Source organism: Acinetobacter sp. Ver3, assembly GCF_000632455.1.
GTDB lineage: Bacteria > Pseudomonadota > Gammaproteobacteria > Pseudomonadales > Moraxellaceae > Acinetobacter.
In genome coordinates, this window is sequence record NZ_JFYL01000115.1 from 1 (window position 1) to 4,249 (window position 4,249).

The 4,249-nt window shown below is 35.6% G+C and carries 5 protein-coding genes; 2 read left to right on the forward strand and 3 right to left on the reverse strand.

Annotation, left to right across the window (positions count from 1 at the left end; translation table 11 throughout):
* Positions 1-32: 32 nt before the first annotated feature.
* Positions 33-515, reverse strand: coding sequence for a hypothetical protein (locus tag CL42_RS15530; protein ID WP_035270703.1), 483 nt, complete (start codon positions 513-515; stop codon positions 33-35).
* A gap of 252 nt (positions 516-767) precedes the next feature.
* Here CL42_RS15530 and CL42_RS15535 point away from each other — a divergent pair, with 252 nt between their 5' ends.
* A complete protein-coding gene (locus CL42_RS15535) occupies positions 768-2,234 on the forward strand; it encodes a GGDEF domain-containing protein (RefSeq protein ID WP_035270707.1) in 1,467 nt (488 codons plus the stop codon).
* A gap of 4 nt (positions 2,235-2,238) precedes the next feature.
* Here CL42_RS15535 and CL42_RS15540 read toward each other — a convergent pair whose 3' ends face one another.
* Positions 2,239-3,405, reverse strand: a complete 1,167-nt coding sequence (locus CL42_RS15540) for an MFS transporter (protein WP_035270708.1) — start codon at positions 3,403-3,405, stop codon at positions 2,239-2,241.
* A gap of 94 nt (positions 3,406-3,499) precedes the next feature.
* The gene (locus tag CL42_RS15545; RefSeq protein WP_035270711.1) at positions 3,500-3,733 is read right to left on the reverse strand and encodes a hypothetical protein; all 234 of its coding nucleotides are present in this window, start codon (positions 3,731-3,733) and stop codon (positions 3,500-3,502) included.
* A gap of 271 nt (positions 3,734-4,004) precedes the next feature.
* On the opposite strand from CL42_RS15545, the gene CL42_RS15550 reads away from it, so the two are divergent.
* A partial coding sequence (locus tag CL42_RS15550; RefSeq protein ID WP_035270712.1) for a hypothetical protein occupies positions 4,005-4,249 on the forward strand: 245 nt, incomplete at its 3' end.

The following is a 4,249-nucleotide window of genomic DNA, read 5'->3' on the forward strand; positions in this document are numbered from 1 at the left end:
ATTATTGAAGAATAGACTGCAAAGATTTTAGCTTAAGGCAATATACGATTAAGTTTTGCAAAACATTGTCCACCCTTTTCAGATGCACAGAAATTGATTTGATTCGGATTGTCCCATTTTACAAAATATTGAGACAAATCTCCTGCCTGATCTACTTGATTACCAGAGCAGTCTTTTTCGTTGTTCTCATAATTGACTTGCATGACCAAGGTAGGCAACAAGCCCGAAGAGCTGTCTTGAGATGGTTGATACTCAAATAAACCGACCGACCACTCTTTAGCACTATTCACGACCACCTCATTGTTACCACGGAAATTATAATACTCAACACATTTTTTATTATTTGGAATTTCCATTCCCCATAAACCTAAAATTTCTGGGCGCATGTTGATTCGAATATTATTTTCAGGCTGTTGTAAATCAGCACCTTTAGCTTGCGCTTGGACATTTTGATCGGCAGAAGAAAAAGACGTCATTAATAAAAGTAAAGGTGCAAAAAAAACTGTTTTTTTCATACAACATCTATAGGTCAACGTTTAGAACTAAATTAGCACATTTCAGCAAGAAAACTCATAGAATTAACGTGATAAGAACAATTTTATATAAGAAAATGAATTCCCTATTGATGAACTTTAAATCATCAGCAGTTTAATGCGATCTATTGATTTATTAGTGCAAAAATATATTCTTATCAGAATAATATTCATTCTATACCTCACAGAAAGCTTAAAAATATAAGATTTTATGCAAGGGAATATACGTTAAGTATGACCATATGGATACGAACAGAGCTGATTAAAAACAATGCACAATCTTTTTTGATTGTCATGCTCATCATTACACTTTGTGCTTTGGCTGGAATACTTGGTCGACCTCTCTCATTTCTTGCAATTTTCTGGCCTGCAAATGCCGTACTACTTGGTCTTTTTTTAAGATTTAGTTATCTCAATAATCTTGGTGGCTGGCTTGGGGCCTTTTCTGGGTATATGCTTGCAGACCTAGGTACTGGCAACACTTTACAACTTACTTGGTTGTTAACTCTTGCTAACTTGCTAAACCCATTAGTGACCTTATACCTACTGAACCGGTTAAAAATCAATTATCAAGAATTCAATAAAGGTCTTACATTTGTTTACTTATTTTTAATTAGTGCTTTTGGAGGGTGCCTAGCGAGCCCAACCTTTGCGATTTTAACCATCCCTTATGTTCCTAACAGCTTTATGGAACTCAGCCGTATTTGGGTTGATTTTGGCATGTGGTGGAGTGGTGAAATTCTTAACTTTGTCGCTTTTTTACCTATTGTTCTCGCATTACCAAACAAAACTACAGTTCAACAATATTTTGTAAATCAAAAAAATCAACGTTTAAGTTTGCCCTTTGTCTTACCCTTCATATTTGTCGTTGTATCTGTAATTCTAACTCACTTTTTTATTGGCCCTGGCGCCATCATGTTCCCGATCGGAGCACTCATCTGGGCAGCATTAACCTACAATTTATTGTTGGTTGCAATCATCAACTGCTTTGTATGTATGTTCTTATACAACAGCTTAAGTGCATATTATCTAACAGAATCTCCAGAAGCATTTATTTCGACAACACTGTCTGTTCGCATCGGTCTTTTCATGCTGGCTTTAGGCCCACTAACATTATCAATTATTAGTTTGAATCGCCAAAAGCTATATCACCAAATATTATATTTAGCGAACCATGACAGTTTAACAACGACTATGAATCGCCGATATTTTTATGAAGAAAGCGAAAAGACGATAGACTCAACTCATAGGGAGGCGAAATCCAATATTCACAGCGTGTCTATTTTACTACTCGATATTGACCACTTTAAAAAAATTAATGATCAATATGGACATGAAATAGGTGATATTGTTCTCAAAGACTTTAGCAATATCGTCAGATCTCAAATTAGATCAAATGATTTATTCGGTAGAGTTGGCGGTGAAGAATTTGCCATCTTAATTAAAGATAGTAACCTACCAGCCTGCATTAAAATCGCACAGCGTATATGCGACCGCGTGGCAGAAACACCGATTATGATCAGGCAAAATCAACATCTCAATATTAGTGTAAGCATAGGTTTAAGTTATCAACAACTTCCGTCTGGCACCCCATTCCAACAATTGATTAATCGTGCAGACGTTGCCCTTTATCAAGCGAAATCTGAAGGACGAAATAGATTATGCGTGGATCCGCAATTACTATTTACTCAAACATCATAAGTCACTATCTTGCTTCAGTGGGCTTGAGATTTGGTAAAGCGGATAAAAATATGAAACCAATCAACGTTGAAGCTCCTGCAATGATAAAAATATAGCTGCCAGAAATCAGCTCCCAATATTGTCCTGCCAATACGCTTCCAGATGCCACACCCAAGCCCCACATCGTACTATACAAAGCTTGAGCTCTACCCTGCTGCCCAGCAGAAAAGTGCTCAAAAATAATGCGCATCGCCAATAAGTGAAATAAACCGAAACTGAATGCATGCATTGTCTGGGAGAGAAATTGGAGAACAAAACTTTCAGGAAATAAACCAACAATCAAAAACCTAAGCCCAGTCATCCATAAACAGATCGCAACCAACTGACGCCATGTAAAACGATTTAAAAAAAATGATGCATAGGCAAACATCATGATTTCAGCAATAACACCTGTTGACCAAAGAAATCCTGTTGCTGTGGTACTAAATCCAGATGACTGTAAGTAATTGCTATAAAAACTATAGAATGGTGCTTGAGCAAACAACATAATGAACTCAATTAAGAAAATTGCTTTCACAACTGGTTGTTTTAAAACTGGAATAATGGATTCAAGTGTTTTTTGGGCTTTTGGTGCGCCCTTCGGTTCTTTTACTGTAAATGACCATAAAAACGCTAGAAATGAAATACTCAGTAATAAAATCGGGAGATACTGAATATCGATGATTTCAAGAATTAGACCAATAAAGAAAACACCAACAATAAACCCAATCGATCCCCATTTTCTCACTTTGCCATAAAGTTCATTTCGTTTTTCGCCTAACCAAAATAATGTAACGCCTTCAAATTGAGCAAGTATCGCATTTTGAAAAAAGCTGAAGATCAACATTAACAAGGCAATTGATTGAAAATTATTGGGTATAATAAAAATGAGGAACCATATACTCGCTTCCATCCATGTTGCGATTCGCACCAATAGCATTCTTTTACCCGTTTTATCCGCCACCCAACCCCAAATAAACGGCGCAAAAAAACGCGTCATGATTGCAATTGCACTAAGCCACCCAATCTCTAAAAAGCTAAATCCCTGATCTTGCAGATATAGACTCCAATACGGCATGAAGGTACCGACAATCGCATAGTAGAAAAAGTAGAATCCACCTAACCTACTTTGGATTGGGAATGTTTGGTGCATATTGAACCGTGCTTAATTTCGAATAGAACTATATTATAAAATAGATAATGAATAGTGATGAGAATAAGAAAGGCAGCTCAAGGCTGCCTTTAAATTAATTCAGTGCGATGACTTTAACTAAGATTGTTTGTGATTCTTCAAAGTCATCAAATATTTGCTTTCGATTAAGTTCTTTTGACTTCACTTTAAACTCATGATTCTGGTACTGAATGACTGATGGAATTGAATCGAAATACGCATAGTCTGCCTCGATGGTTTCTTCAAACAATGGAGTGCCCAATTGATAGTCTTTGCTCTTCAGCACCACATATTTCACAGTCGTTTTCATTTCATACTCTTTTATTAACGCTTTATTTTTAGTTATATCACCTTTTGAAAAGTGTTCAATCAAAAATAGAAACGTTTGACCATAAAGGACTCAATCAATTATTTTTTACCACCTTTAAACTTAATTCAAGCAACCTGACAAGCATCACAAAAAGAAAATAGCAAAACACGACAATAAATATATATTTTTTGATAACTGGTTAACATTTATATGGATTGTATGCTAAATTTAGCATATACAAAAACAACATCTATTTAACTGGTTGATAATAATGAAAGTTCAATTTATATCTATTCTTACTGCTCTTTCACTGAGTGGGTGTATCGTTGTATCCAATAAACCAAATGCAAGTTCTGCAAAAGCTTATGCATCTAATGTTATTGATTTTAAACCTTCAGAAAATGCCAAGCGAATTGAAACACGTGGTCAGGTGATTTGTGAACCATCAAAACCATGTACTGAGTTAACATTTGATTGGAAACAGCAGAGCAATAATTTATTTAGAGTACATACAGA

What these genes read in the sequence shown, in the direction of transcription:
- CL42_RS15530 (WP_035270703.1), bottom strand. Translation starts at nt 515, where the DNA reads ATGAAAAAAACAGTTTTTTTTGCACCTTTACTTTTATTAATGACGTCT.
- CL42_RS15535 (WP_035270707.1), top strand. Translation starts at nt 768, where the DNA reads ATGACCATATGGATACGAACAGAGCTGATTAAAAACAATGCACAATCT.
- CL42_RS15540 (WP_035270708.1), bottom strand. Translation starts at nt 3,405, where the DNA reads ATGCACCAAACATTCCCAATCCAAAGTAGGTTAGGTGGATTCTACTTT.
- CL42_RS15545 (WP_035270711.1), bottom strand. Translation starts at nt 3,733, where the DNA reads ATGAAAACGACTGTGAAATATGTGGTGCTGAAGAGCAAAGACTATCAA.